General features: G+C 53.8%; 22 protein-coding genes. 14 read left to right on the top strand and 8 right to left on the bottom strand.

Annotated features, from left to right (window positions below; genetic code table 11):
- The first annotated feature begins 62 nt into the window (after nt 1-62).
- The 5 genes from AACZ40_RS05035 to AACZ40_RS05015 all read left to right on the top strand — a co-directional run bounded on the left by AACZ40_RS05035 (nt 63) and on the right by AACZ40_RS05015 (nt 6,116).
- Complete coding sequence (locus AACZ40_RS05035; protein ID WP_291177687.1) at nt 63-1,937, top strand: vWA domain-containing protein; 1,875 nt, start codon at nt 63-65, stop codon at nt 1,935-1,937.
- Nucleotides 1,938-2,148: 211 nt separating this feature from the next.
- Nucleotides 2,149-2,808, top strand: a complete 660-nt coding sequence (locus AACZ40_RS05030) for a DUF1080 domain-containing protein (RefSeq protein WP_291177689.1) — start codon at nt 2,149-2,151, stop codon at nt 2,806-2,808.
- A 180-nt stretch (nt 2,809-2,988) separates the two neighbouring features.
- Nucleotides 2,989-3,825, top strand: coding sequence for a sugar phosphate isomerase/epimerase family protein (locus AACZ40_RS05025; protein WP_291177692.1), 837 nt, complete (start codon nt 2,989-2,991; stop codon nt 3,823-3,825).
- A gap of 324 nt (nt 3,826-4,149) precedes the next feature.
- Nucleotides 4,150-5,727 carry a HEAT repeat domain-containing protein gene (locus AACZ40_RS05020; RefSeq protein ID WP_291177693.1) on the top strand — a complete coding sequence of 526 codons (1,578 nt, stop codon included), beginning with the start codon at nt 4,150-4,152 and terminating at the stop codon, nt 5,725-5,727.
- Nucleotides 5,724-6,116: a hypothetical protein gene (locus AACZ40_RS05015; protein ID WP_291177696.1), complete on the top strand. Its 393-nt coding sequence runs from the start codon at nt 5,724-5,726 to the stop codon at nt 6,114-6,116. The genes AACZ40_RS05020 and AACZ40_RS05015 overlap by 4 nt, the downstream gene beginning before the upstream one ends.
- Nucleotides 6,117-6,127: 11 nt before the next feature.
- Here AACZ40_RS05015 and AACZ40_RS05010 read toward each other — a convergent pair whose 3' ends face one another.
- The gene (locus tag AACZ40_RS05010) at nt 6,128-7,222 is read right to left on the bottom strand and encodes a class I SAM-dependent methyltransferase (RefSeq protein WP_291177699.1); all 1,095 of its coding nucleotides are present in this window, start codon (nt 7,220-7,222) and stop codon (nt 6,128-6,130) included.
- A gap of 369 nt (nt 7,223-7,591) precedes the next feature.
- Between AACZ40_RS05010 and AACZ40_RS05005 the strand changes: the two genes are divergently transcribed.
- Nucleotides 7,592-9,169: a hypothetical protein gene (locus AACZ40_RS05005; protein WP_291177702.1), complete on the top strand. Its 1,578-nt coding sequence runs from the start codon at nt 7,592-7,594 to the stop codon at nt 9,167-9,169.
- 71 nt (nt 9,170-9,240) lie between these two features.
- Here the strand turns inward: AACZ40_RS05005 and AACZ40_RS05000 are convergent, their stop codons facing one another.
- Nucleotides 9,241-9,552 (bottom strand): hypothetical protein, encoded by a 312-nt coding sequence (locus AACZ40_RS05000; protein WP_291177705.1) that lies wholly within the window; start codon nt 9,550-9,552, stop codon nt 9,241-9,243.
- A 589-nt stretch (nt 9,553-10,141) separates the two neighbouring features.
- Between AACZ40_RS05000 and AACZ40_RS04995 the strand changes: the two genes are divergently transcribed.
- Nucleotides 10,142-11,146, top strand: coding sequence for a fatty acid desaturase (locus AACZ40_RS04995; protein ID WP_291177708.1), 1,005 nt, complete (start codon nt 10,142-10,144; stop codon nt 11,144-11,146).
- 88 nt (nt 11,147-11,234) lie between these two features.
- Here the strand turns inward: AACZ40_RS04995 and AACZ40_RS04990 are convergent, their stop codons facing one another.
- A complete protein-coding gene (locus AACZ40_RS04990; protein WP_291177711.1) occupies nt 11,235-11,966 on the bottom strand; it encodes an RraA family protein in 732 nt (243 codons plus the stop codon).
- A 136-nt stretch (nt 11,967-12,102) separates the two neighbouring features.
- The gene (locus tag AACZ40_RS04985; protein ID WP_291177714.1) at nt 12,103-13,383 is read right to left on the bottom strand and encodes a lactate racemase domain-containing protein; all 1,281 of its coding nucleotides are present in this window, start codon (nt 13,381-13,383) and stop codon (nt 12,103-12,105) included.
- 417 nt (nt 13,384-13,800) lie between these two features.
- Between AACZ40_RS04985 and AACZ40_RS04980 the strand changes: the two genes are divergently transcribed.
- Nucleotides 13,801-15,432, top strand: coding sequence for a flagellar hook-basal body complex protein (locus AACZ40_RS04980; protein ID WP_291177717.1), 1,632 nt, complete (start codon nt 13,801-13,803; stop codon nt 15,430-15,432).
- A gap of 11 nt (nt 15,433-15,443) precedes the next feature.
- Here AACZ40_RS04980 and AACZ40_RS04975 read toward each other — a convergent pair whose 3' ends face one another.
- The gene (locus tag AACZ40_RS04975) at nt 15,444-15,890 is read right to left on the bottom strand and encodes an SRPBCC family protein (RefSeq protein ID WP_291177720.1); all 447 of its coding nucleotides are present in this window, start codon (nt 15,888-15,890) and stop codon (nt 15,444-15,446) included.
- 175 nt (nt 15,891-16,065) lie between these two features.
- Here AACZ40_RS04975 and miaA point away from each other — a divergent pair, with 175 nt between their 5' ends.
- Entirely contained in the window at nt 16,066-17,004 is a 939-nt protein-coding gene (gene miaA, locus AACZ40_RS04970; RefSeq protein WP_291177722.1) for a tRNA (adenosine(37)-N6)-dimethylallyltransferase MiaA, read from the top strand.
- Nucleotides 17,005-17,070: 66 nt separating this feature from the next.
- Here miaA and AACZ40_RS04965 read toward each other — a convergent pair whose 3' ends face one another.
- Both AACZ40_RS04965 and AACZ40_RS04960 read right to left on the bottom strand, forming a co-directional pair.
- Nucleotides 17,071-17,469 (bottom strand): thioesterase family protein, encoded by a 399-nt coding sequence (locus tag AACZ40_RS04965; protein ID WP_291177724.1) that lies wholly within the window; start codon nt 17,467-17,469, stop codon nt 17,071-17,073.
- Between the two features lie 38 nt (nt 17,470-17,507).
- On the bottom strand, nt 17,508-19,103 hold the full coding sequence (locus tag AACZ40_RS04960) for a phosphoribosyltransferase family protein (protein WP_291177727.1): 1,596 nt from the start codon (nt 19,101-19,103) through the stop codon (nt 17,508-17,510).
- A 285-nt stretch (nt 19,104-19,388) separates the two neighbouring features.
- Between AACZ40_RS04960 and proB the strand changes: the two genes are divergently transcribed.
- Together proB and AACZ40_RS04950 are read left to right on the top strand one after the other, a co-directional pair.
- Nucleotides 19,389-20,534, top strand: a complete 1,146-nt coding sequence (gene proB / locus AACZ40_RS04955; protein ID WP_291177729.1) for a glutamate 5-kinase — start codon at nt 19,389-19,391, stop codon at nt 20,532-20,534.
- 22 nt (nt 20,535-20,556) lie between these two features.
- Nucleotides 20,557-21,099 carry a hypothetical protein gene (locus AACZ40_RS04950; RefSeq protein ID WP_291177732.1) on the top strand — a complete coding sequence of 181 codons (543 nt, stop codon included), beginning with the start codon at nt 20,557-20,559 and terminating at the stop codon, nt 21,097-21,099.
- Here the strand turns inward: AACZ40_RS04950 and AACZ40_RS04945 are convergent, their stop codons facing one another.
- Nucleotides 21,100-22,113 (bottom strand): alpha/beta hydrolase, encoded by a 1,014-nt coding sequence (locus AACZ40_RS04945; RefSeq protein ID WP_291177735.1) that lies wholly within the window; start codon nt 22,111-22,113, stop codon nt 21,100-21,102.
- A 323-nt stretch (nt 22,114-22,436) separates the two neighbouring features.
- Here AACZ40_RS04945 and AACZ40_RS04940 point away from each other — a divergent pair, with 323 nt between their 5' ends.
- From AACZ40_RS04940 to AACZ40_RS04930, 3 genes are all read left to right on the top strand, one after another.
- The gene (locus AACZ40_RS04940) at nt 22,437-23,132 is read left to right on the top strand and encodes a GntR family transcriptional regulator (RefSeq protein ID WP_291177738.1); all 696 of its coding nucleotides are present in this window, start codon (nt 22,437-22,439) and stop codon (nt 23,130-23,132) included.
- A gap of 64 nt (nt 23,133-23,196) precedes the next feature.
- Nucleotides 23,197-24,750 carry a DUF1549 domain-containing protein gene (locus AACZ40_RS04935; protein ID WP_339673479.1) on the top strand — a complete coding sequence of 518 codons (1,554 nt, stop codon included), beginning with the start codon at nt 23,197-23,199 and terminating at the stop codon, nt 24,748-24,750.
- Complete coding sequence (locus AACZ40_RS04930) at nt 24,740-26,095, top strand: DUF1553 domain-containing protein (RefSeq protein WP_339673496.1); 1,356 nt, start codon at nt 24,740-24,742, stop codon at nt 26,093-26,095. The genes AACZ40_RS04935 and AACZ40_RS04930 overlap by 11 nt, the downstream gene beginning before the upstream one ends.

Here is a 26,095-nt window from a genome sequence, read left to right as displayed (position 1 = left end):
CAAAACAGGCACTCGTTTTTAAATAGCAGTTCGCTATAAAAATGACCGGGGGGTTATTACAGATGGCTCAGGCGCGAGATTATTCCGCTTTCTTTACCTCTTTGATTGTACACGCGGTGATTCTGGTCGGGATGGGCTTTATGCACCATCAGCTCACAGACAATCAGCCCGAAGTCGCAATCGAAACGATCTTTGATGAGGAACGCGATCAGGCGGAATTCGAACAGGTTCTGGAAACCAATCTGGAAGTGTCCGAAAACCTGAGCGTGACCTCCGGTGGCATGGTTTCCACAAACGTCGGTGCCTCCACGGCACCCGCTGTATCTTCACAGAAGATTGAATCCTCAGAGAGCCTGAAAGAGCCCGAAATCAAAATCAATGCTGGCGAGATCACCGCGCCCGGTGATGACATCCTCGGCGAAGACCTGGGTGTCGGCGAAGTGACCGGGGAAGTGGGGGCCGTCGTGGAAGGATACGGCTCAGCCATGAGCCGGATTTCCAAAGAATTGATCCGCATCATGCGGGAAGAAAAAATTCTGGTGGTCTGGCTGTTCGATGAATCGGGCAGTATGAAAGACGACCAGAAAGAAATCAGAGACAACTTCAATAAAATCTATGGCGAACTGGGGATCGCTGCCAAGCAGGAATCGAAAACCCGTGAGCGGGATCAGACCCTGTTGACGTCCATTCTGAGTTATGGTGCCACAGTGCATGTCCATACGCCCAAACCAACTACCGATCTGAAAGAAGTTCAGGACGCGATTACCAAGATCCCGACCGACGAAACCGGCCTGGAAAACATGTGCCAGACCGTTTCGGCCACGATTGACAAATACACGGTCATGGCCCGCAAAACCGATCGACGGCTGTGTGTCGTTGTGGTCACCGATGAATCAGGCGATGACGGGGCCGCGGTCGAAGAAGTCATTACGCGTGCCAAACGCGTCAAAACACCGATCTACATTCTTGGCCGCGAATCAGTCTTTGGCTATCCTTATGCCCGCCAGATCTGGACTGATCCCGTGTATAACCTGAGACACTGGATTCGCATCAATCGTGGTCCTGAAACCGCGTTTCCGGAAGCATTACAATACGATGGTCTGCATGGCCGCTGGGATGCGTTCTCCGCAGGCTTCGGCCCTTACGAACAGGTACGCATCGCCCGTGAAACCGGCGGGATCTTCTTTGTTCTGCCCGGAAAAGAAGGTGAACTGGGGGGCGCCGGCAGCACCGCGGATCGTCAGTTCCGTTTCCAGGATATGAAAGAGTATCAACCGCTTCTGATGTCCCGTCGTGATTACGATGCCGAACGCAGTGCCAGCAAGTTTCGGTCTTCGATCTGGAAGGTGATCGTCACACTCAATCCGCATCTCGATAAACAGCTGAATATCAGAGAGCTTTATTACCCGCTCACACAGAAAGAGTTTTTTGAAGTCGGCAGTAAAGAGGTTCCCAAGGCCATCCGCGCCATGGGGTTGTTGCAGAAAGCCGTTGAGATTCTCGAATCGATTGAGCCTTTACGTGCCCAGGAAAAATCTTCACGCTGGCGCGCCGCCTACGACCTGGCGCTGGCACAGTGCCTGGCCTATCGCGTGCGTCTGTTCCAGTACTGCCTGGCGATGGACAAACACGCGAAAAACATGCCTGTACCCAAAGACAAAAAAACCAATGTCTGGAGTGTCCATCGACGTAAAGAAATGCTGCCCCCCGATCCGGAACAGGTCAAACTGACCAAGGTCAGTACTGAAGAACTGGATAAACAACTGAAAAAATCGGAAGCACAGTACAAACTGGTCATCAAAGAACATCCGGGAACTCCCTGGGCACAACGGGCTGAGTATGAGTTACGGCAGGGCTTCGGCATGTACTTTGCGGAAGATTTTCGTGATCCGCGATATGACGGGGTCGGTAAGGATATCAAACTTCCCAAGCTGTAAACGATGGCGGATTACTTAAGGTCCTTAATACAAGACAGGGCACTTTCCGGAAAATATGCCGGGAAGTGCCCTGTTTGCTTTTAACCGGTCCCCTCGCCGCGTAGCATATATTGATTCCAGTTGGCAGCTGTGAACTCAGCTGATACATAAACAATGGTGAGGCGAAAACCGTCAGACTATTTCCTCATGACATCCAGGAGTTTTCTACACGATGAACACATACCGCGCTGGCAACTGTTTTAATGTCTTATCCGGTCTGATGGCGGCGCTGCTCGTCTCATCGCTGATCGGCACCAGCAGCGTCTACTCAGGCGAGAAAACTGCCGAAACCGAAGAGGGCTGGATCGAACTGTTTAACGGCAAAGATCTGACCGGCTGGACAATCGCGGAAGGGGGCCCCTTTGAAGTCAAGGATGGCGTGATCGAAGTGACGGGAAAACGTTCGCACCTCTTCACCAATAAAGAGTATAAGAACTTCGAGTTCAAAGCCGACGTCAAAACCACTCCCGGCAGCAACTCGGGAATTTTCTTCCACACGAAATTCCAGGAAGAAGGCTGGCCGACACAAGGCTATGAATCACAGGTCAACGTCAGCCACAAAGACCCCGTCAAAACCGGCAGCCTCTACAACCGGGTCAAACTGTTCAAAACACCCGCCAAAGATAACGAATGGTGGACTCAGCATATCATCGTCGATGGCCGTCACGTGATTGTGAAAATCAATGATCAGACCGTCATTGATTACACCGAACCGGAAGGTGCGACAGGCTCTCCTTCACTGGGAGAGAAAGGAAGCTTTGCTCTGCAGGCACACGATCCTAAAAGCGTGGTGTATTACAAAAATATACGTGTCAAACCACTGGCGGACTGAGCCTGGTGACACCAGCGAAACCTTGAGCCCTCATCAAGTCGATCGAGGGCTTTTTTCTTCTCCGGGACTGTGTCCCGTTTTACTGTCGCGTCTCCAGTGACATTGGGATCGAGTATAATCGATCGGGAGACGCTATGGTTAGCGTGATGCATTCCAGTTACAGCATAAAGAAGTCGACCTGTGAAACCGGGATACAATACGAATGGCCTGGCCTTTCATCGCTGGGATGACGCGATTCAACTGCTGGCCGAGACCGGCTACCAGTCGGTGGCGCTGACCGTCGATCATTATTGTCTGAATCCCTATGCGGATGGTCTGCAGCAGCGACTGCAGGAAATGCAGGCGCTGCTGCAGAAGTATCAGCTTTCCTCGGTCATCGAAACCGGTGCCCGGTTTCTGCTGGATCCCCGCGAGAAACATGAGCCGACCCTGCTCACCGGCGATCCCGCGGCCCGTGCCCGCCGCATTGATTTCCTGAAGCGTTGTGTGGATCTGGCCGCGGCGCTCGAATCAGACGCGGTCTCCTTCTGGGCAGGGCAGCTGAAACAGGATCTGCCACGTGAAGCCGCCCTGGAACTGCTGGCAGAGGGTTGCCGCGAAGTCATCACCTATGCGGCTGAAAAAGAAGTTCGACTGGCGTTTGAACCCGAACCGGGCATGCTGATTGAAACACTGCAGGACTTCGCAGAACTGGATGAGCGCGTCAGCCATCCCTGTTGGGGACTGACCGTCGATATCGGCCATCTGCAGTGCATGGGAGAACTGCCCATCAGCCAGTATCTGGCACCCTGGAAAGATCGGATTTTCAACATTCATATTGAAGACATGGTCCGGGGAGAACACGATCATCTGAGGTTCGGTGCAGGGGAGATCGATTTTGCGGATGTGATGCAGGGTCTGCGACAGATTGAATATCCCGGCGGACTGCATGTCGAACTCAGCCGCCACAGTCATATGGCTCCCCAGGTCGTCCGTGAGTCGTACGAATTTCTGACGGATTTGCTCCAAAGCGACTGAAATACGGACAGTAAACCTGGAACTCCCTTTCAAGAGAACCTCTCAGCGAATTACCCTTCACCGGACTGTAGTGGTTATTCCGGATAATCGTGTTGCAGCGGGCAGGCTGCAGAAGAACCGGTCCCGTGTACGATAGAGAGATAGCGGGCAATAGCAGAGTTTTGTGAATCATGTCAGGAGGAACGTCTGACTGTTTTCACCCGACGAATCCGGTTGACTCTGCTTTTGTAGATCCAGGCACTCTTTATACGATCTCATCTCGTCATGGCCTCATCAATCTCTAAAACCTTTGACCTGCTTGCGCAGAGCCGAAATTCACATGCCGTGAATGCATTGATACTGGCTCTCGACGTCGAAGATCCGGAAATTCGTGAGCAGGCTGTCTTCGCCTTACTGCAGCAGCAGAGTTCACGTGGACTCGTCGAAGTTATCCGGCGCTATGCCACTCATTCTGCCGGCGTCCGCAAACTGCTGGAGACACATTCCAATGCACTCGATGCGGCGATTCGACAATGTCTGCAGCATGGGAATCGAGAACTGCAGTACGCGGGACTGGAATTTGTCCGCATCACCTGCGATTTTAAACAGATCCCGTCGATCATCTCCCTGTTTGAAAATAAACGGCTCGTCAATCATCAGCCGGATCTGACATCACAGACACTGCGCTACCTGGTGGGCAGGCTCTACGAATATTTTCTCAATCCCTCGGTCGACTCCGTTTATTCGCGTGCGTTTCTGAAGAATGCAAAGGACATCCGGCGTGACAACCTCAACGCGATTGTCGCAGCCACCGAGCATCTGCAGGAATTCGATCGCCCTGAAGAAATTATGGAGAGCCTGCTGATCCTGGGCAAGGTGGATGATCCTGCCATCAGAAAAGTGCTCTGGAGTTCGAACGAAGACATCAGGCGACTGGTCGAACAGGTTCTGAAACAAAGCAAACATATCGGCGTCATGCAGCTGATTTGCGACTTCACCGAAGTGAATTATCCGAATGCCAAAGTGCTGGAAGCGATTTCGACGCGTGACGATCCCGAATTCATCGCCCACCTGTTGCGCTGGCTTCCGGAAAAACCGACGGAACTGCAGCAGACGAATTTCAGGCAGATGGAACAGGTGATCTGGCTCCGCGCGGACCGACAGGACTTCAGCAGCATCCCCCAGGTACTGCAGGTCGCCCTGATTCGACTGATCAGCCTGCTCAATCTCGATGTGGCCAGCAAAAAACAGGCTCAGAAATGGATGTTGCAGCACGGGACGCCTGCCGCCAAAGAAGCAGCCATCGATATGCTGCGGAAGATGGATACCGCCGAAGTGACAGAAATGGTTCTGGAAAGTCTGGATTCGGAAGATCCCATTCAGCAGGCCTGGGCCACCTGTCAGCTCCGGGCGCAGCATGTCCCGGATGCCATGAATCTGCTGATTAATAAAATAGACAGCCCTGTCGAGGAAGTTCGCGAAGCGGCGCGTCAGGAACTCTCCAGTTTTGATGTCGAATATGTCCTCGAACATTTCGAAGAATTCCATCCCCAGGTCTGTCCTTCCGTGGGGAAGCTGCTGCAGAAACTGAATCCACGGTGCATCGTCGATTTGAGTCGCGCCATGGCACATCCCCTGCGGAAACGTCGGATGCAGGCAGCCCGCTGTGCCTATGCATTGAAGCTGCATGATCAGGTGGTCCCCGCCCTGGCTGCTTTACTGGAAGATGCCGACGACCTGGTCCGCAGAACCAGTGCCGAAATTCTGGCTACCATTTCCAGTTCCGCGGCACGACAGGCACTGGCGACACTGGTGAATGACGCCAATACGCGCATCCGCGAAATGGCAGTCAAAGCGCTGCAGAGACCGCTGACTCAGGAACAACCCGATGGAAACCAGGTGGAAGGGACGAACGAAACATGAACATCGAATTCTGGTTCCTGCTGGCAGGACATACCGATGAAATCTCCCGGGCATTTCGTAATCGCAGTCTGCTGCAGGAAAACTGGATGCTGATCTCGGCCACCATCGTGATTGTCATGGTCTGGCTGACTCTGTATCTCTGGGAAAATATGCAACTGCAGCGCAAGGCCAATTCCGATACACCCCAGGGATTGTTCTATGATTTGTGTAAAACACATCGCCTGAGCCGTACGGATATCAGCTATTTATTGAAAGCGTCTGCCGCCCACTGCGAGGAACAGCCAGCCATGGTCTTCATCGATCCCGGCATTCTGAGTTCTTATGTCAATCAGGCCGGAACCGATGCCCGCTATTACGAGCTCCTGGAAGAACGACTGTTCCAGAAGTAAACCTGGCAGCCTCAGGATGCAATCCCCCGTGGTTTGCTGGCCACATAATAATCACTGACCAGGTCATGCGGCAGCGTGTGGACGTCAATCGATTCGTACCCCAGTTCCTGTAACGTCTGCAATGCCATTTCCTGGCACCAGCGGGAACCATCGGCGTTCTGTTCCCGGTCTACGATTGCCATGCTCCGCAAACTCGAGATGGAGTGCATCAGTGCTGCCAGCGGATGCTGCAGGTTGAGCTCCCTGTTGCGCGAGCGTGCCAGGTCCTGCATCAGGAAAGTTCCCCCGGGTCTGAGCGCTGTGAGAACCTGATCCAGAACTCGGGTCGGCCGAGCCTGATCCTGCAGGACATCCAATGCCAGAATCAGATCAAAACTGTCGATGGCATGAATCACCGACAGATCACGCTGGATAAACGTGACATTCTCAAGCTGCTCCTCAGCGACAGATCGGCTGGCTTTTTCAATCAGTGTGGCGGAACTGTCATAGCCCACAAAACGACTGGCAGGAAACGTACGCGCCAGCTCAATCAGTGTGTGACCGGCGCCACAACCCAGCTCGAGGACGTCCCGGCCTTCGCAGAGTTGCATGATCAGACGGGGAACGAGCGGCAGGACATGTTTAAATAACCCGTTCATGATCGACACGGAATTATCTTCCAACAGCTGTGACTGCAGCTGAGAAAACAGATCAGACGGCAGCGGACCTCCTGCGCGGAAGCAGGTTACAATTTCATCCTCAAGTTTCCCGGAGAGTGACACCCATTGCACGCTGGCAGCATAAGCGTGCGTGCGTCCACGTTGCAGTAATACCGCCGCCTGTTCCGCAGGCAGACGATACGTCTGGAAGAGGGAATCGTATTCCAGAATTCCGCCGGTGGTCATGACAGCCAGCCAGTCTTCGACATGCCTCGTCTGCAGACCCGCTCTCTCTGCGACCTCTTCAGAGGTCGCTGCATCCACCTCTCCCAGGACCCGTATTAAACCGGTGCGGTAGCCGATGGACAACATCAGGGTCAGGCTGCCCTGATTAATCATCTGTTGCAGTCGACTTTCGATTTGTGTTGTTGAGTCGAAGCCCGAAGTGAAAGTGGTCTCTGTCATCATGTTTCAGCCCCCTCAAAAGTGAGTAATCAATCTGTGACTGAACTACCATGCGAAGAAACCGCCAGACTGTTACCGGGTTTTTGAAAAAAATTCCCCGGCAGGGAGGGAGATCCCTCATGCTGGCCGAAGTAAAATAGGCTAAGTTAAGGTGTTGGCATGTTGGGACATATGAAGAACGACTTGTCAGGCAACTGTTTTGAACTAAAAATTTTAACTCAGAGAGAGGACAACACCTGTTTTGTTCTGTACAATAAGTTAGTGAAGTGTTCGCCTGAGGGGAGTGCATCTGAATTGCTCCCTTTCCGGGACGGCTTTAAAGGGGCCAGCATCTGATTCAGGATCCAGTTGCTGAATGGAGGAAAGCGTAGGATGTTTCGAAAAAGGGCGATCCCGTTTGTGGTGGTATTGCTGGCACTGGCTGGCATTGGTGGTTTTCTGGTCAACTCAGATCGATCCCAGTCGGTCGTCGCAGATAAGCAGGTGGTGGCTGATGTCACTCCGGCCATTCAACATCACACCCATACCGATTTACAAAAGACAGGTCGCCGACTGGATGAAATTAATCAGGTGATCGCCAGTCGTATTCCCCAGTTGCAGGGATTGCGCCCGGTGAACGCCAGCGGTGTCACGCAGAAACCCTGGAATGATCCCGCCTTAAATGATTTATATCAGCAGATCCGCGATCAGAAACTGACCATCTGGTTTCCCCGTAATGGCGAACCGTTCTCCATCTGGGTCGGCAATCCAGAGAAGGTCGTGGACGGGAAAAAAATCTACCAGCATACCGAAGCGCTTCAAAAATCGGTTCCGCTGATCAATCAGTTGCCTTTCCCTGTCCGCATCTGGTTTTATGGCACCCGCGACCAGTCCAACCCGGAACTGGGAGAATGTATCGAAGCCGTCGCGGGAATTAAAAACCTGTCTGGAGTCAAGTTCTCTTACTGCCGGATCAACGAACGCGGTTACCAGGCACTCCGCAAACTCGCCGGGCTGCAGGATCTGGAAATCCTGCATTCGCATCTGGATGAAACGGCGCTGGAACAGATCGCGCAGATGGACGGGCTGCAACGTCTGCATCTGCATTTCGGCAAAAACCAGATCGATTCCCCGCTTGCGGAAAAACTTCTGGATCTGCCTCATCTGCAGGACTTCAAATTATACATGAACCTCACATCCAACCGGGTCAGCCCGTTCTGGAAGAAGCTCTCCGGCTGCTCACAACTGGTCGCCCTGGAAGTCGATTGCGGCCCCGTCAAGCAGGATCTGCTCGTCAAATTTTTGAAAACCGGCGCTCATCAGAAACTGGAAAGCTGGGTGGTTCGAAATGTGTTCCCCGGAAAAAAACTGGCTGATGCGTTTGTACTCGCACCGCAGCTGACTTCGCTCAAGGTCCCCTCGGGATCCCCAGAGGAGATGAGTTATCTGCTGGAGAAACTCTCCCGGGATCTGCCCGGAATGAGAAGTCTGACCATCGGCTGGGATACGGGAATTCATCTGACCGGTGAAGAGGCTCGCAACGCACTGCAGCAGCTGGGCCGCTTTAAGAACCTGCAGGAATGCCATGTTCCCATCACGCTGCCGGATGCGTATGCGCTGCAGCCCTTAACCCAGCTCACGCAACTCGAAAGCTTTTACTGCAAAGACCTGAATCTGACTCAGGAGACATTATTTCTGCTCGCACAGATGCCGGCCCTTAAGAGTCTGGATGTCAACGCGTTGAACTTTGGAGAAGAGTCTTCTCATCTGCTGCCCTGGTTGTCGCATGTGGAACAGATCGAAATCAGAGATCCTGCCACTTTGACCGATGAACGACTGGCGCTGCTCAATCAGCTGCCCCAGCTGTCCCGGCTGAAATGGTGTGATATCGCAATTCAAAAACCGGTACCACTCACTCCGGAAGCACGCCAGAAGTATTCCCATATCGACTTCAATATCTGCGGGAATTGAAAGTGACTGCAGTCAACGGCTCGCTCTGTGAGATCGTTTATCACCCCAGGTGGTCTCAGCAGCGGGTCCGCTTACTTGATTGAGAATTCATGCAGGGTTTCCGGCCAGATGGCATGGAAATCATCTTCACTGATGGGACGATAGCCGGCTTTGAAGCGGTTCATCAGCGGATGGTCAATCTGCGTTCTGATCTGGCTGAGAACTTTAGCGGGATCATCGACGGTCATAAACAGATTCATTTCCGAACTGCCGAAATCGTGTCCGTCGACAATGGTCTTGCCATCCACCTGAATTTGATCGATGATGACGGATTCCAGATCCACGAGAGAATCGTAATCAGAGATTACGGCACCCTTAAACTGTAGTACAAGTTGAAATTTCATAGTCGTTCTCACGGTCTGATGGATAGAATGGCGAGAGAGTATCGGACCCTGTTTGCCCATCGAAAGGGCTCAAGACTGGCTACAGCCCCATTATAACGAAGGGACCGCTGTTTTTGATACCAGGTTCATTCAATTTCGTCTGAATTCAATAAACCGGAGATGCGGGTCAACAAACTCTGCCGACGATCATGACGACACAAACTCTTGACTGCAAGCAGTTTCGGAAGAATACTTATTAACCCGGGGAGTGAAGAAAATGCAGACGCGCATCAGTAATTCCCGCTTGGCTCATCTTGTCACAGGTACACTGGTGGCCCTCATTCCGCTTTATTTGCTGGTTCCGTTCCCCGTTCTGTGAAATTCTACACGGAGGGGATGAGTGCTCAGCAACTTCAGCAGTTGGAAGAAATTCAGAAGCCGATTCACTCTTAAAACGGAAATCCATAACTTCCACTGTACAAACGCCTTAAGAAAACTTCCTTCTTCCCCCCAATTACCCCCATCGCTATAGACACAATCCGCCGATCCCCCTAAAATCTGCCGACTTTTTTATTTACACACATATATAGATCGCATCGGGCTCTTAAATATGAATTCACAGCAGACACTCGCGCCGCTTCCGGAAACGGATAACATTCTTCCTGAAAACGCAGCTGCTGAGACGCCCGAATCTGAGACACCCCAGGCTGAAACTTCACAGCCGGACAGGTACGCCACTCCCGACTGGGCGAATATCGGCTGGGTCGTCGCCATTCACCTGGGACTGCTGGCTGCTCCCTTTTATTTCACCTGGACCGGACTGCTGACCGCTGTATTCCTGGGCTGGCTCACCGGCTGTATCGGGATCTGCATGGGCTACCATCGCCTGCTCACACATGGCAGCTTTCAGACCTACTCGTTTATGAACCGCGCGATCGGCCTGATTGGCTTACTGGCCGGGCAGGGGCCTCCGATTCAGTGGGTCGCCAATCACCGTAAACATCATCTGCACAGCGATCAGCCCGGCGATCCGCATTCGCCGCGCGAGGGTCGCTGGTGGAGCCACATTCTCTGGCTGGTTCCCTATCACAGCAGCGAAGAAATTCAGGCCACCCATCAGCGGTTCGCCCCCGATCTGCTCAAAGACCCGTTTATGCGGTTTCTGCAGAAAACATTTCTGTTCTGGCACATCGGTCTGGGCGCCATTTTATATGGCATTGGTTACTGGCTGGGTGGCAGAGAGACCGCGATCAGCATGGTCGTGTATGGGATGTTCGTGCGTCTGTTCTACGTGCTGCACGCGACCTGGTTCGTCAATTCCGCCACCCACATCTGGGGCTACCGCAATTACGAAACCACCGACGACAGCAAAAACCTGTGGTGGGTCGCCCTCATGACTTACGGAGAAGGCTGGCACAACAACCATCACAAGTACCAGCGGATGGCAAAGAACGGCCACAAATGGTGGGAACTCGATATGACCTACGGCGCGATCCTCGTCCTCGAAAAACTGGGACTTGCCTGGAAAGTCGTCAAGACAATTCCCCCCAACGACAAAGAGTCGGCAGTCAAGCCTCCCAAATTCGCCCAGCAGCAACAGACCGTGAATCGCTAGAACGCATCACAATAGTAGAATCCCCATTCAGAAAAAAGCCGGCCCCTGAAGAGCCGGCTTTTTTCTGATCTACGATTCAGGGAATATTTTATTCGCCCCGCAGGCGTTTACCGAGTTTGGCGATTTCGGCACCCAGTTCTTTGCGGGCTTCTCCCAGTCCTTCGGGAGTCAGGTTGCCGGATTTGAGATAGTCGAGCACGATGTCTTCGGCTTTCATCAGGTCTTTGCAGGCGTCGGCGATTTCAGAAGCGATTTCGGTCGGGATCGTCGTGACGCCGTTCAGATCGCCGTGCAACAGGTCGCCGGGATAAATGGGGATGCCGCCGACAGTCACAGGAACATTCACCTGCAGTGTGTGACAGTAACCGTGGGCACAATTGGTGCCGTTGGTGAAGGCAGGAAAGTCGAGGGCTTCGACCTGATCCAGATCGCGGCCCGCGCCTGAAGTGATAATGCCTTTCGCGCCGTAGGCTTTGTAGGTGGAGCACATGACTTCCCCAAAGGTGGCAGACGCCGTGGGTTCATCAATGTCCTGGTATACGACGACGGGAGCACCAGGCAGTGACTCGAAAGCAGCAACCTGGGCATCCAGGCCGGAATAGACGTCGCCGCTGCGGGGGGGAGCCATGCTGCGAAAGGTAGAGGTCAACGCATAGCCGACCATCGGGGGCATCTTGGGGAAGCAGGCTTTGATCGAATCATTCATGTAGCCCGTATTACGAGGACGAATGTTCCAGAGTTCGATCACGTTGCAGACGGTGGGTGTATCGTACCTGGCAAGTTCTTCAAGGGCGGCAGCGGAGAGGCCTTCGGTGGACATGTCGTTCTTTCTGTTAATGTTAAATGAATTAGTGGAATGTCATTTTTAAATTTTTAGATTGATAGATATCACGAGAGTGCGACAACGGAGCACGTAAACAACGACTGCAACTCTCAATTTCCAGCTTGACAAAGCATTAGTGTCGTGGTGCTTCAAAAACAGGTGTCAGATTCTGTTCCGCGTCGAATGCCAGTTCGAACGGTCCGGCGATGATTTCCAGATCGTCGCGACTGTTGATTTCCTCCAGGTACGTTTCACTGACAATGACTTCGCTCAATTCGAGCGTATCAAAAATCTGTACAATGCGGCTGGCTTCCGGGGAAACCAGGCCAATGGTTTGCAGGGCCGCCTCAATGGCTTCGCGGTCGGTCGGGTAGGCCAGCGGCACCATGGCGGCGGTCGGGTGACTACCAGTATTAGCGTTAATCCGGGTGATTTTCCAGTCAACGCTCGCCACGGTGCGTTCATTGGTGAATTCAGCCAGACCGATGCCACAGGCATTGCCGTGCGTTTCCTGGGTCAGCCCGCGAATCATGATGCGTTTGACAGAAACATGATCCCGTTCGGTGGCGGCGTGATCGTTGAACTTGCGACCGATGACGCAGGCGTCCATTCCCGATCCGCTGATATTTTTTCCGATGCGATCCACGATCAGCAGATCGGTCTGCGGAAACGGGAGGCGGGGCAGCCAGTCGCGGGCGATGTTCAGCAGCGCCTTTTCCCGTTCGTAAAACTGGTCGGGCGGGACGGCTTCGATGAGGGCGGTCTGATCGTAGGAGTTCTCCACGATTGCCAGCCCGGCGACGACCGAACATTTCTGCAGAATCGACTTGGCGACCGCATTGATGATTTCTTCGAAGCTGATGTCTTCGATCGCGCGGTGATAGATTTTAGCACCTTCATGTTTGCCCAGGCCGATGAGCATCATCTTATGCAGGCCCGATTCGATGTCGCCGACAAAGCGGGTATGTGGTTTCACCCGTCCGCAGATCAGGACGTGGTCGGCTTCATAGGCGTGTTTGTCGAAATGCACAGGAATGCCGTGCGAGGTGGTATCGACGATCACTGTTTCCATCGAAGAGCGGATTTCCACGCCCATCGTTTCTGCTGTAATTCCATACGAGGCAATGACTTCAGTCTGTCCGTCTGCGGTACCACCACCATGACTGCCCATGGCCGGCACGATAAAGGGGACCGCTTCGATTGATTTCAGAAAGTCGACAGTGGTCTTGATGATCAAGGCGATATTAGCGATGCCTCGACTGCCGACCGTAATCGCTACAGACTCGCCTGGTTTGACTGTTTTCTCCAGGTTGAGCTTCGCCAGTTCCATACGAACCGTTTCAGCCACGTTTTCAATCCGGGAAGACGGGAAGTTCTGGCGGACTCGGTAGAATTTGGGAAGTATCATATTCATGGCAGCACTTTGGCTTTTCAGGGAGTCAGTGCACTCGATTATCGGGGTTGGCTTTATCCTGGCGGTCTCTCCGCTCACTTCGGCGTACCGGTCTAATATGAAGACTCTGTTATTGTACGTAATTCATGCCGGATTACGCTACATTCGCGGGCTCTCACCCGTCAGAATAGATAAGAACAGCGCGATCGGTTCTGACGGTCTGGCGGGGGTTGAGAAAAGTCTTGTTCTAAACCGTTATTTCCGCTAACTTAACGTTTCTGATTTAGTCTGGACTGTGTCCAGTTTGCCAGTCGCGTCTCCAGGACTATTTGAACCGGGTATCATAGTTTGAGAGACGCTTTGGTTAAATGTGATGCAATCCAGAAATCAGCAGGTCGAAACTGGATGTCGAACCTTGTTGCTGCAGGGAAGCAGGATATGAGAAAAAACTTTGAGCGGATCATTTTTGCTGTTTCCGTTTGTGTCTTATGCGGAGTGCTGTTTGTCCAGGCAATCCTGTATCTGAAGGATCTGGGTTTTGTCGAAAGGGGCACTCCCGTCTCGCTCACGTTCACACAGGAACCACGCAAAATCGCAGTGGAGCCCGGGAATTCAGAAGATGAGTTTCAGGCAGGAAGCTTTCTGTCGGAAGCGTCTCTGGAGCCGGTCGAACTGGCACTGGCAGAATCGGAAGAAGTCGAAGAGGACTCTGCGGAACTGACTTCGGACGATTCGCTCTTGAACGGTCCGCTGTTGCGAACACCGGGGGTTGTCGTCGACGAGTATTCTGATGATGACGCGGCGGAACAGTCTGATCCTGAGCCGCCGATTCTGGCTAAACCACTCCAGGATTTTCTACAGACACCAGGTCCCCTGATGCCCCCTTTGAATGCAGAGCCGCTGGCTGATTCGGAGAAACGTTCTGCCGCGCGCGATGACAAGATGACGCGTTCGATTATTCGCGAACATCTGCCCGACGCCACCGAGGATGAATTACAGATCTGGTTTGAAGAGCTGCGGGGCGTGCCTCACAAAGTGGCCTCCGATTTGCTTTCCATTCGCAAACTGCTGCAGCCCAAAGGGGCGCTGCGCACGACACAGGATAAATGGGCGCAGCTGCAGCCGAGCTTTGAAGCGTTACCTCCTCAGCAACCGGTTTCTACGACACAGAAAGCATTGCCCGACCAGTCCGGATTCATCGGGTTTTCATCAAAAGCGGACCGGGACGAACTGCAGCAGCGATTGCGACCCACGGTGGACGCACTGCGATTGTCGCGGGATGTGATTGTGAATAACATCGCGAACGCCGGGACGATCGGTTTTAAACGACTGTACGTGGAATTCGAATCGCTGCCTTACGAATATGTCAAAACGCCGGCGAGTGAAGAATCGGAAACCGAGCCGCCCATTGCCGTGGGCATGGGAAGCCAGGTTCTGCAGACTCGGATTTCCCAGACGAGTGGAGAACTGCTGAAGACGGGCCGTGAACTGGATATCGCCATCGAAGGGCAGGGCTTTCTTCAGGTGCGTCTGGGAGAGACAACCGCATATACCCGTACGGGACGGCTGATGTTTGATGAAGACGGGCGATTATGTATTCGCGGGTCCCAGCACAATTATCTGATCGTGCCTGAGATCAAGCTGCCTGCCGAAGCATATTCCCTTCAGATTTCGGAATCGGGAATTGTGACGGCGTTACTGGCAGACGCCGAAAAGGAAGTGACGGCAGGGGAACTGCAGATTGCCTGCTTCACCGATGCGAGCGAACTGTTTCCGCGTGAATCATGCCTGTTTACCACGACGCCACGCGCGGGTGTCGCACGGGTGCTGACACCGGGAACAAAAGGAGCCGGCCAGATCCGCTCTGGTGCTCTGGAAGCATCGAATGTCTCGATCGTCGAAGAACTGGAGCAACTGTCGCTCATCAAGCAGAGACTGGATGCTTTGAAAACCGTGTACCTGACGGAGCCTGACGAACCGGTGCAGGCGGACCTGGGTCTGCCGGCAGAACGGATCGCCCGGCCGCAAACTCAGCAGCTGCCACAGGGCAATCGTTCGATTATCAAATGAGCGCTCGCGACTCAGGGGAAGAGTTTCTTCAATGTCTGGTGACGCTGATAAAAGCCTTCATCGAACAGATCGAGCAGCTTGGATTCCGTGATCAGAAAGCCGAGCAGTCCGCCGGGCGGTTCGAACTCCAGACGATCGATGAGCGTGATCTGGTTTTCACCCGCGGGGACGATGTGGTGTTCGTGGGTGTAAGATTTCAGTGGTCCTGAGATCTGCCTTTCAGTGAACAGCGTGGGTTCTTCAAACACGATGATTTCGTGTGTGCCTTCCTGAACTTTGCCGAAGCCCTGGATCTGAAATTCCAGAATCGCGCCCTTATATAATTTGTCCGGCTTTTTTGTGAAGGACAGGCCGGTATCGGGGGGGCTGATCTTCAGGATATTATCGGTATCAATCAGGAAATCGAACATTTCCTGCGGTGTGGCATTCAGTTGCACGCTGGCTTCAAAACTCGCCATGAGGTCTCTCTTTCGACATTCGACGCGGATAAATATACTCTATGACAGTCGGGAATTAAGAACGTATCGTGATTCCCCGTGTATCCTAGCTGAATCGGGCTCGGATGACGAGTCCACCCCAACAGAGAGTCCCTCATTTTTGTGAGGGATGCTCGTGTCTCCAAGATGAGGAATCATGCAGTTTTCCCGGGAAATTCTTCAGCAGTGCTGGTTTCTGGCAGGTCCCACCGCGTGTGGCAAGACGGAACTCAGCCTGTTGCTGGCAGAGCATTTGAACGCCGAAATCCTGGCGATGGATTCGATGTCCCTGTATCGAGGTATGGATATCGGGACGGCGAAAGCGTCTGCTGCCGAGCGGGAACGGGTGCCCCACCATCTGCTGGATTTAATCGATCCGCATGAAAAGTACAGTGTCGCCGATTACTTTACGGCGGCGGACGAATGTTGTCGGCAGATCGTTGCCCGGGGAAAGACGCCCCTGTTTGTCGGCGGGACAGGTTTGTATTTGCGGGCGATTTTGCGTGGCGTGTTCAACGGACCTTCCGCGGACTGGGATTATCGCAGCGAGCTGGAAGCGTTTGCCGAGACGGCAGGCAATGAAGCGTTGCATCAGCGACTGGCAGCCGTGGATCCGGTTTCGGCAGAGAAATATCATTTCAACGATGTTCGCCGCGTGGCCCGTGCACTGGAAGTCTACCATGTGACCGGCGTCCCGCTTTCCTCTCAACATGCGGAGGATGTGCTGACTCCGGAAGAATGCCCGGCGCACGTGTTCTGGTTACTGCCGGACCGGGAGTGGCTGTATGACCGCATCAATCTCCGCGTCGATCAGATGCTGGAGGAAGGCTTGCTGGACGAAGTCAAACGGTTACTTGCAGCGGAAGTTCCAATGGGGCGCACCGCCCGGCAGGCGCTGGGCTACAAAGAACTGATCGATTACCTGGAAGGCGTATGGTCCTGGGAACGGGCCGTCGAGATGCTGAAGCAGCAGACGCGACGTTTCGCCAAACGCCAGCATACGTTCTTTCGCAATATCACCGAGTGCCGCGAAATCGATGTGCGTCCGGAGGACAGCCCGGCGGATCTGCTGCAGAAAATCCTGAAGTATGAGTGAATCTGATTGTTGTCACCGTGGTTGCGTGAGACCGAATCGAAGCTCGACAGGCACACACAGGGCCTGTTAACTCTCCGTACCCAGCTGTTCCATCGCTGCCGGCATCCGCTGAATATTTCCCGCGCGGTCCACGCAGGCGATCACGCTGTGCGCCACAGCGATACTCGCGCCGTCGCGAAACAGCTCATATTTGTGTTCGAGCTTCGCCCCTGTCACTTTCTCCAGAGTGGTTCGCAGTGTCAGCACATCGTCATAGCGTGCCGGGAGACGGTATTTGCATTCGATCTTCGCGACCACCAGCAGGAAGCCTTTCTCTTCCATCTCGCGGTAGTTACCGCCTTGAGACCGAAAGAGTTCCGTGCGACCCATTTCAAAATACGTGAAGTAATTACCATGATGCAGAAAACCCATCGCGTCCGTTTCGTTATAGCGGACGCGGATTTCTATCTCATGTGAGGCAGACATAGGACCGTGTATTCCTTAATTGAATTCTGATCAGGCTGTCAGGTGCGAACCGGCGTGGGTGGGGTCACATCGTAAGTCCGGTGAGAATCGGAATCGCTGTCTTCATTCTGAGAATTATCAACGGCGATCTGGTACAGCTTGCGACCCGCTTCGGTGGGATAGGTGGTGTCGATACAGGCCTGGCAGAGTGAAGTGCCAGGCAGGCCCACGGCGCGTGCGATCGATTCTTTAGGCAGATACTTCAGGCTGTCGGCTCCAATGGCGGCGGCCATCGCTTTTTCTACTTCAGGATTCATTTCGCCGCCATCCAGGAAACGGGGGGCGAACAGCTCGTTGATGGTCGACATGTCGATCCCGTAAAAACAGGGGCCGATGATCGGCGGACAGGCAACACGCACGTGGACTTCTTTCGCACGTCCCCGTTCTTTCAACTGGCTGATCAAGGCTTTCATCGTTGTCGAACGCACAATGGTGTCTTCCACCAGCAGCACCCGTTTGCCTTCCAGCACCTCGGGCAGCGGCGTGTATTTCGCACGGACTTTGTCGCTGCGATTCGCACCTTCGATAAACGTGCGGCCGATGTAGCGGTTTCGAATCAGTCCTTCCAGGCAGGGTACGCTCAAATGATAAGCCATACTGTCGGCGGCTGCTTTCGCGGTGTCGGGCACGGGAACAACGATCGTGTCTTCATCGATGGTCACGGTTTCCTGTTCGGCCAGTTCCTCGCCCAGGCGTTTACGGGTGATGTAAACACTCTGATCATCCAGGGTACTGCAGACGTTGGCGAAATATATCCATTCGAAGAAGCAGTGCGCTTTCTGTGTCGGCCGGGCGTATTCGTGAATCGAGAGTTCTCCATCCTTGATGATCACGGCCGTGCCGGGCGCCACACTTTCGATCTGATCTTCATCAAATCCCATATTCGCCAGCGCCACACTTTCCGAGGCAGCCGCAAACAGGGAACCATCAAAGGCATAACACAGCGGACGAATGCCGACCGGATCCCGCGAGACAAACATGTTGCCCAGGGCGTCCAGAAACACAATGTTATAGGCACCGTCCAGCCGCTTGCTGAGTGTGCCCAGAATTTCATGCAACTCACCGGGATTCTCTTTGGAAAGTTCCTGCGAGATCAGATGCATCAGGATTTCCGTATCTGTTTCCCGGGCCAGGTGAAAATCAGACTCGGTGAGTACTTCTTTGCACAGATCCTGGTAGTTGGCCAGCTGACCGTTAAAGCCGAAGCTGAACCATTTGGATTTCTGAATATGATGCCGTTCGAAGGGCTGAGCATAGCTGCGGTCGTCTTTACCACAGGTCGCATACCGCACATGACCGATGGCTGCCGGGCCTTCATACTTTTTCATCAGATCATTGAATGTCTGCTGGTGATTCAGCTGAAAGACTTCGGTTACCGTGCCGACATCTTTGTGAGTGTCGATCAGCTGATTGCGGGCCGGGTTAAAAGTTGTCATTCCAGCCGCAAGTTGGCCGCGATTCTGGATATCCAGCAGCAGACGGGATATAAGTTGCGAAGTTTTTTCGGGGGATCCCATCGGGGCCAGGGGGCTGGTTTCCCGATTAGGAAGATGGTAGACAGCTGCAACGCCACATTCGTGGTATAGTTCCGACATAAAATGCCTTAGTTCGTGAATAAGGGTTTCAAAATCAGTGTGAACCGGGTGAACTATGCGGTAAATTGTTTCAGGACTGTCGAGGAGAGACAAATATAATCAGCTGATAAGACGAAAAATGAGCCGATTTCAGTGAAAATCGCCCCTGTTTCCTGCCAAACTTGCCCGATTGTGTGTCTATGCTGCAGCCACTGACTGCTATATTATATAAATATTAAGAAATAGGGACCCGGTGGGGAGTGCCTCTTTGAAATTTTTTAGTGATTCCCGGAAAAAGTGCGGACTGTGAGTCGAACCAGACGTGAAATTATCGAGTCAGCGGAAACGCTGGTGATTAAAATTGGAACAAACGTTCTCTCTTGCGCAGACGATACACTCAACCCCCAGCGGATCGAATCGCTGGCTGAGCAGATTCATCGTGTCAAGCTGACAGGACGAAAAGTGGTGGTCGTCTCCAGTGGCGCCATCGGTGCAGGCATGGGCCTGTTGGGATTAAAAGAACGACCGAAAGACCTCGGCCACCTGCAGGCATCTGCCGCCGTGGGGCAGGCCCATTTGATCCGACGCTACGATCGCTGCCTGCAGAAACATGGCTATCACGCGGCGCAACTGCTGGTGACCGCTAATGATTTTAAACATCGTACCCGCTACCTCAATGTACGTAACACCATCCATACGCTGTTCGAATACGGTGCGGTTCCCATCGTCAATGAGAACGACACAGTCAGTATTCAAGAGATTAAGTTCGGCGATAACGACCATCTCGCCGCCATGGTCACCAGCCTGGTCAAGAAACCACTGCTGGTGATTCTGTCTGTGGTCGACGGCCTGTATGACGGCGATCCGAAATCTCCGGTCAGTGCCCGAATTTCGCAGGTTCAAGACTGGACACCTGAGTTACTCTCCCTCGCCACCAATGACAGCAGCTCGCGGGGGACCGGCGGAATGAAATCCAAACTGCAGGCCGTGCATTCTGCGACTGCGGTCGGAGAAAATGTCATTATCGCCAATGGCACACAGGCAGGAATTCTGGACCAGATCCTCAACGGCGATGATGTAGGCACGCTCTTTCTGGCGCAGGGCGCTTCGGTTTCTGCCTGGAAACGCTGGATTGGTTATACGATTCGACCCAAAGGCAAGTTTCATCTGGACGAGGGCGCCACCAAAGCCATTCGGGAAGGGGGGAAGTCTCTGCTGGCGATCGGCATTCGTTCGATTGATGGCACTTTTGAGAGTGGTGAAGTCGTCACGCTGGTCAGTCCCTCGGGAGAAGAATTCGCCCGTGGACTGAGTAACTACAACTCAAATGATCTGGCAAAAATTGTGATGCGACGTTCGGATCAGATTGCCGGCATACTGGGAACTGTCCCTTATTCTGAAGTCATTCATCGGGATAATCTGGCGGTTCTGGAAAACCATCCTGCGCTGTAGGAACTGCAAGGAGGACTGACATATGTGGTTCACCGAAACCGCGATTCCGCCAATGGTGGTTTGCTCCGCGATTGCCGCGATCCTGTTTATCCAATGGTATCAGAGGCGTCTGGGAAAATTTCTGATCGGTAGCCTGTTCATGGTTCTGCTGACGGTCGGATTTTATATGCTCGAGGTCAGTATCGTGACGCCACGCGAACGGGTAGAAGCGGATCTTTTTAACCTGATCGATGCCTTCCAGAAGAAAGAACCGGAAACCACCCTGAGTTACATCAGTCCCCGGGCCCAGCAGTTAAGGGATATGGTGAAACTCGCTCTGGCACTGGTGACGCTGGATGATGATCTGAAAATTACCGATGTCTCTACCGAAATGAAGTCGGAAGATTCCATCGCGACGATCCACTTCCGCGCCAATGGGACAGCCATGTATGGAGGAGTTTCCGGCAGACAGCCCACGCGCTGGGAACTGACCTGGCAGAAAATGGGAGGCGAGTGGAAAGTCACGGAAGCCACCCGCCTGAATCCGATTACCGGCGAGGCGCTGCGGCCGTTTTCAGTCCGCTGATTAACTGGCAGCCGCATTGATCTTGCGATAAATCTCGCCCGCCGGTTTGACTTTGGCAGGGACATTCTTCAGCACACGTTCAAAGAAGGCTTCCATCTCCGGATACGTTTCGCGACGATGCCTGGTGAAGACGTCGTGGTTGGCTTCCGGGTAGCGATGATAGGTGACATCGGTGGAACCTGCCGCTTTCAACGCGGCAACAAAACTGTCTGCCTGGGATACATCGACAAGCCGGTCTGCAGTTCCCTGGAAGACCAGGAACGGGGGGGCCTGCTTGTTCACATAGGTGATCGGAGACGCTTTGATCGCCTGTTCTTCCAGGCTTGCTACAGGCGAATCCAACAGTTGGAACAGCGTCTGTTTATTTCTGATTCCACCCGGCCAGTTCACAAAATCGGTCGGGATGGCGGAGACACAGACGGCATTGAGCAGGCTCGATTGCTCCTGCCAGGGACCATCACCTTCCAGCTGATGTGCTTCATCTACCAGTCCCAACAGGCTGACCAGGTGTGCGCCTGCAGAATTTCCATACCCGCCAATCCGGTTTGGGTCGACATTGTATTTGTCTGCATGCGCCCGTAACCAGCGTACCGCGCACTTGACGTCCTGCAGGCAGGCGGGGAAGGGATCATCGTCCGACAGCCGATAGTTGACGCTGATACAGACATAACCCAGGTTCGCATATTCGACAGGACCACTGCGAAAAATGCCGCGACCTTTGTCACCGCTCGACCAGCCGCCACCGTGCACAAAGATGATCGCCGGACGGGGTGTTTCACTTCGTTCACGAGGCATCACCAGATCCAGTTTCCAGGCGCGACGGTCACCGGGACGATACTCAATGTCTTCGATCACCTTCAGGTCTCTGGGCAGAGGCGCGATGTTCGACAGAATCGGAACTTCTTTTTTCGCCTTCTGATTCTGGGCGGAGCTCTTCTGTGGTTCCGGTATCAGGTACGTAATGAGACCCAGCAGAAACAGTCCGATTAAAATGCGTGATACAAAGCGTCGCATCACCAACCCTCACTGGTTAAGAGAAAAAAGAAGCACTTGTGTAATTCAATAAACCCTCAATGCAGCAACAGGTTTTCCGGATCTTTCCAGAATATCAAAATAATTCCCGGAGCATGACAGTCGCCAGCTGGAATCGCCTGAGGCACGACTGTTCTGGTGTTCTCACTCAAAATCATAAAACGGGCCCTCCTGAAACCCGCCTGGCGCCGTAAGAAAGACATGCCGATACGCAGATAATGCTTGTTTTATTGTATGGAATGCTGTTAGATTATATATAATCGGGCTCCCGTTCCGTTTTTCCCGTTATCTTAGAGCGAGCGATTATGGCGAGCGTTGTCACACGACAGATCACTCACGGCTCCCGCAGACAGAAGCTGGTGCAACAGGTGCTCAGCAAGTTCTTTCAGGGGGAGTACCAGCCCAATCAGCGTATGACGGTGCAGGCGCTGGCCCGGGAATGGAACGTCAGTGCCACGCCGGTCCGCGAAGCATTGGTGGAACTCGCAGGCATCGGCATTGTCGAAATCTATCCGAACCGCGGCGCAGTACTGCGTAATTTCGGCGTGAAAGAACTGCACGAAATCTGCCAGGTGCGGCGCATCCTGGAAAGCGAAGCCACCCGTTGTGCCTGCGGACATATCACGCCCCATGAACTCGAACAGCTCGAGCAGACCTTCCGTAAACTGGCTTCGGCAAAGCGGACCGTCAAATGGTCCGAGACCACACAGTACTGGGACGACTACCTGCACGAACTGATCTATCGGACCTGTGGCAGCGAACGACTGGCGCTGGAAATCAACCGCTATCGGGTTCTGCATCAGACCCTGAGACAGGTCCGCCACAGCAAACGACAGAATGTCAAAGATTTCAAACACATGGAAGAGAATGCAGAGCACTTGCGCATCGTCCAGGCACTGATCAGGGGGAATCCTGACAAAGCGGCTCAAGCCATGCACGAGCATCTGCTGCAGACTCCTGCCTGGCTGGAACGCGATCTGTTTCAGCGACAGGAGTCCTGAATCGTAAACGATGTTATCACAAATATCCTCTGGTGTACGACAGCAAATTTGAAGGACTGGCTCAGTGACTCAATTTTCCCTCCCCCGACTTTGTCTGATGATCCTGTTTTTAACAGGTCTCAGCCTCCCGGCAACAGCGGCAGAAACAACACCAGACTCAACCTCCCGGATTGATTTCGAAAAAGAGATTGGACCGCTGCTCGTCGAGCACTGTATTCGCTGCCACAACCCGGGCAATGAAAAAGGGGATCTCTCCCTGGCCACTCTGCAGTCGATCACAGAGGCAGGCTACCTCACGCCCGGTAAACCCGAGGAAAGTTATCTGCTGGATGTGATTCATGTCAGCGCCGATTCCGGCAAAGCCGCCATGCCCAAAGAAGGACCGCCCCTCGCGAAAGCACAGGTCGCGTTACTCACCCGCTGGGTCAAAGAGGGAGCCGTCTGGCCCGAGAGCCTCACACTTCAGGAAAAATCCAAGGCCGATCTCAGCTGGTGGTCCCTGCAGCCCCTGGCAGACGTGGCTCCCCCCGAAAACAACGAGGCACCCGCAGACTGGCAGAGCAGTCCCATCGATCAGTTCATCTTCGCGAAACTCAAAGAGAACAATCTCAAGCCGTCACCCCGAGCCACAAAACGGGAACTGATCCGGCGGGCCACCTATAATCTGACGGGCCTGCCTCCCACACCCGAAGAAGTTGCCACCTTCGAAAAAAATGAGTCACCCGATGCTTACGAGCGACTGATTGACCGACTGCTCGACTCACCCCGTTACGGCGAACACTGGGGCCGCCACTGGCTGGATGTCGTTCGCTTCGGCGAGAGTAACGGCTTCGAACGCAATGTGATCATCGACAATGCCTGGCCGTTCCGCGATTATGTCATACGCTCTTTCAATGCAGACAAACCCTTCGATCAGATGGTGATCGAGCATCTGGCCGGCGATGTGATCGGCAAAAATGATCCTGATGTCGTTGTGGGGAGCACGTTCCTTGTTTGTGGTCCCTATGATAACGTCGGCAATCAGGACCCCGTGCAGGCAGCCCAGATCCGCGCGAATACCATTGACGATATGGTCCGCACGACGGGCGAAGCCTTCCTCGGGCTGACAGTCGGCTGCAGTCGCTGTCACAATCATAAATTTGATCCCATCCAACAGCAGGATTATTACAGCCTGTATGCCACCTTTGCCGGCGTCAGACATGGCAGCCGTGTCATCGCCGCTCCCGAGGACCGGCAGGCACAACTCCAGAAACGCCAGCCACTGCAAAAAGAAAAGGCAGAACTGCTGAAACAGAAGAGCGAAATTGAAAACGCCATTCAGCAACGGGCCGAGCAGAAAGCCGCCGAGTATGAAAAAGAGTGGACCCGCGAACCAGCGAAACGAACGGGTGTGGAAGAAACCTTTACACCCGTCACAGCAAAATTTGTGAAGCTCACTTCGCAGGGCCTCGATACCAACCCCCGCGCCATGACCGGCTATCGCGTCGATGAATTTGAAGTCTGGACGGCAGGCGATATGCCGCAAAACGTCGCGCTCGCAAAGAACGGCGGCAAAGCTACCGGCGCCAACAGTCGCCGGCGACTTTGCGGGGGCCTACGATGTCGGCTTGACCATTGACGGAAAAATCGGAGCCTGCTGGATCGCCGGCAGCCCCGATCTGACTGCCGAACTTGCTGAGCCACAGACCATCAATCGCATCGTCTTTTCCAGTGACCGCTCCGGCGCTGCCATGAGCAACTACAAAGCCACCTTTCTGGCGGAATACAAACTCGAAGTTTCGACCGACGGTAAAACCTGGCAGGAAGTTGCTTCCTCCCATAACCGCAAACCCGTCAGTTCGTCTCACCGCCGTAAACGGTTCTACGATCTGGAAGTGACGGTAGAAGAACGAAGTCAGCTCAATGAGTTCAATAAACAAATCCGACACGTCGACCAGCAACTGGCCGCCATTCCCGATCCCCCCTCCTGGTGGGTGGGCAACCACAGTCAGGTGAACGGTCCCTTTCACATTTTCGTCGGCGGCAATCCACAGCGCAAAGGGGAAACCGTCGTTCCCGCCAGCTTGACCACACTTAATAATGTGACAGCAGGCTACCAGCTCAAAGCCGACTCACCCCAAGGTCAGCGCCGCCTGGAACTGGCCCGCTGGATTGTTTCCCAGGATAACCCGCTTACGCCGCGCGTGCTCGCCAATCGGCTCTGGTATTACCATTTCGGAACCGGCATCGTCTCTACGCCCAGTGACTTCGGCTACATGGGCACCAAACCCAGTCATCCCGAACTGCTCGACTGGCTCGCGCTCCAGATTCAGAAGAACGGCTGGCGCCTCAAAGACATTCAGAAACAGATCATGCTTTCGGAAACGTATCAGCAGGCCAGTAGCTTCCGCGAAGACGCCGCCCGCATTGATTCCGATTCCCGCCTGCTCTGGCGGTTCCCGCCCCGTCGACTGACAGGGGAAGAAATTCGCGATACCCTGTTGTCCGTCACAGGAAAACTGAATCTCAAAATGGGCGGCCCCGGTTTTCGTCTCTATGAATATCTTCAAGATAACGTCGCCACCTATGTGCCCCTCGAGGAGTTCGGCCCGGAAACCTATCGTCGCGCCGTCTATCATCAGAATGCCCGCGCGGCACGCGTCGATCTGTTAACCGATTTCGACTGCCCCGATAACGCCTTCGCCGCACCACGACGGAATACCACCACCACGCCCCTGCAGGCGCTGACACTCATGAACCATCAATTCACACTCGATCTCTCCCGCTTTCTCGCCGAACGCCTCCGGCAGGAATCCGGCGCGGAACACGTCGATCAGCAGATTGATCGCGCGTTTCAGTTACTGTATTCCCGCTCTCCCCAGGCTGAAGAACAACAGGCCGCGCGTGCGCTCATCGCCGCCAGTGACCTGGAAGCCCTGTGTCGGGCCATGATTAATTCCAACGAACTGATTTATCTTGATTGA

The sequence above is a fragment of the uncultured Gimesia sp. genome, assembly GCF_963972345.1.
Lineage (GTDB): Bacteria > Planctomycetota > Planctomycetia > Planctomycetales > Planctomycetaceae > Gimesia.
The sequence above is the reverse complement of the archived record's forward strand: the minus strand, read 5'-3'. Positions and strand labels throughout refer to the sequence as shown.

Coding starts and splice junctions, on each gene's coding strand:
- AACZ40_RS05035 (WP_291177687.1), top strand. CDS start 63: ATGGCTCAGGCGCGAGATTATTCCGCTTTCTTTACCTCTTTGATTGTA.
- AACZ40_RS05030 (WP_291177689.1), top strand. CDS start 2,149: ATGAACACATACCGCGCTGGCAACTGTTTTAATGTCTTATCCGGTCTG.
- AACZ40_RS05015 (WP_291177696.1), top strand. CDS start 5,724: ATGAACATCGAATTCTGGTTCCTGCTGGCAGGACATACCGATGAAATC.
- AACZ40_RS05010 (WP_291177699.1), bottom strand. CDS start 7,222: ATGATGACAGAGACCACTTTCACTTCGGGCTTCGACTCAACAACACAA.
- AACZ40_RS05005 (WP_291177702.1), top strand. CDS start 7,592: ATGTTTCGAAAAAGGGCGATCCCGTTTGTGGTGGTATTGCTGGCACTG.
- AACZ40_RS05000 (WP_291177705.1), bottom strand. CDS start 9,552: ATGAAATTTCAACTTGTACTACAGTTTAAGGGTGCCGTAATCTCTGAT.
- AACZ40_RS04995 (WP_291177708.1), top strand. CDS start 10,142: ATGAATTCACAGCAGACACTCGCGCCGCTTCCGGAAACGGATAACATT.
- AACZ40_RS04990 (WP_291177711.1), bottom strand. CDS start 11,966: ATGTCCACCGAAGGCCTCTCCGCTGCCGCCCTTGAAGAACTTGCCAGG.
- AACZ40_RS04985 (WP_291177714.1), bottom strand. CDS start 13,383: ATGAATATGATACTTCCCAAATTCTACCGAGTCCGCCAGAACTTCCCG.
- AACZ40_RS04980 (WP_291177717.1), top strand. CDS start 13,801: ATGAGAAAAAACTTTGAGCGGATCATTTTTGCTGTTTCCGTTTGTGTC.
- AACZ40_RS04975 (WP_291177720.1), bottom strand. CDS start 15,890: ATGGCGAGTTTTGAAGCCAGCGTGCAACTGAATGCCACACCGCAGGAA.
- miaA (WP_291177722.1), top strand. CDS start 16,066: ATGCAGTTTTCCCGGGAAATTCTTCAGCAGTGCTGGTTTCTGGCAGGT.
- AACZ40_RS04965 (WP_291177724.1), bottom strand. CDS start 17,469: ATGTCTGCCTCACATGAGATAGAAATCCGCGTCCGCTATAACGAAACG.
- AACZ40_RS04960 (WP_291177727.1), bottom strand. CDS start 19,103: ATGTCGGAACTATACCACGAATGTGGCGTTGCAGCTGTCTACCATCTT.
- AACZ40_RS04950 (WP_291177732.1), top strand. CDS start 20,557: ATGTGGTTCACCGAAACCGCGATTCCGCCAATGGTGGTTTGCTCCGCG.
- AACZ40_RS04945 (WP_291177735.1), bottom strand. CDS start 22,113: ATGCGACGCTTTGTATCACGCATTTTAATCGGACTGTTTCTGCTGGGT.
- AACZ40_RS04940 (WP_291177738.1), top strand. CDS start 22,437: ATGGCGAGCGTTGTCACACGACAGATCACTCACGGCTCCCGCAGACAG.